Below are 1,533 nucleotides of genomic sequence, written 5' to 3' on the forward strand. Positions count from 1 at the left end.
TATTACTTGCTCTTGTTGCCAACACAACAGGGATGACAACTCTTAGCTATATGGGATGCTTCTTCATTTGGGCAATTTGTGGATTTATCACTGGATGGTTAAAGTATGGTGGCTTAACAAGCTTTCAGCACTTTACTTTACGTCTATTGCTTTGGATGGATAGATTAAGTCCTTGGAATTATGCACGCTTCTTAGACTATGCCACTGAGCGTATTTTCTTGTATAAAGTTGGTGGTGGATATACGTTTATTCATCGCCTACCGATGGACTATTTTGCGTCTCTTGAAGCTGATAATTTTTCTAAAGAAACAGGTCTCTTTGCAAGATGGAGATTAAGATATTATCTGCTTCCGAGCTTTTTGCTTTTAGTAGGCTTACTCCTCTCTATCCTTAAATTAATTCCGTTCGCGTTTGAAGATTCATATCTGAGAAACTTGCATTCAAATATGAACAAAGGTAGATATCCTAAAGTTATAGTCTACTCTGAAAAACTACTTAAATTAAATAATAAAAATGCAAGAGCATTGATTTATCGTGGGATTGCTCAAAAGGAATTAGGCAATTATCAGCAAGCCATATCTGATTTTGATTATGCAATTTTATTAAGCCGTATTCCTAGAGAATTAGAATTATATGCTGTAGCAAACCGTGGGCTTTCTCATCTATGGCTAAGAAATTACAAGCAAGCTCTTCAAGACTTTGAAAATGCGCTCAAAAAAAGTAAAAAAAACAGCATTTTTCAAGCGGAGCAACTCACAAACCGTGCATTTTTATATAATGAATTAGGAAACTATGAGCAAGCGCTTTCTGATAGTAATAAAGCGATTGAAATAATTCAAATAAGGGAGAGTTTATTGAGTGCATACGCTTTGCTTAATCGAGGGAGAGCTAATGCTGGTCTAGGGAATGAAAAGGATGCTCTCTCTGATTATAACAAAATAATTGAGCTTAGCAACAATATTAAAACCTCTCAGAATACATCCATATCAGAACTGCGTGCATTCACGTTTAATTATCGCGCATATACCCATGCTCGTCTAGGCAATTATGAAGAAGCTATTGAAGATTGCAAGAAGTCTATTAGCTTAGGAAATAAGTTTAACTCGGCAAAAAAGCCACAAATTGCTCTTGCTTATAAGAGTTGTGGATTTGTTTTCGCTCTTAAAAAAGACTACTATGAAGCTATAAAAAACTATGATAAAGCTATCATATTAGACCCCAAACTTGGAGAGGCTTTTGAATATCGTGGATTAGCACATTCAAAATTGGGAAATCCTAAGCTCGCTCTTCAAGACTTGCGAAGAGCTATCCAACTTTACAAGGAACAAGGTAAAAATTCTGACAAACAAAGAGTAATTAATACCATTAATAACCTTCAGTAGATGATTTTTTTTAGGGGCTTGACTCCCAGTTGATTGACCAACAATTTATAATGATACGTTAAATCAGTAAAATGCGAAATTTATCATCTCGATTTATATCAGCCATTATCTCTGCTGCAATAACTGTATTTGTTCCACGATATGCATATGC

At 35.2% G+C, this 1,533-nt stretch carries 1 protein-coding gene; it reads left to right on the forward strand.

The genetic code is table 11. From position 1 onward, the window contains the following. Nucleotides 1-1,382, forward strand: a 1,382-nt coding sequence (locus F6K53_RS41635) for a tetratricopeptide repeat protein (RefSeq protein WP_293086264.1), incomplete at its 5' end; no start/stop codon positions are given. Nucleotides 1,383-1,533: the final 151 nt, after the last annotated feature.

It is taken from the genome of Moorena sp. SIO4A1, from assembly GCF_010672065.1.
GTDB lineage: Bacteria > Cyanobacteriota > Cyanobacteriia > Cyanobacteriales > Coleofasciculaceae > Moorena.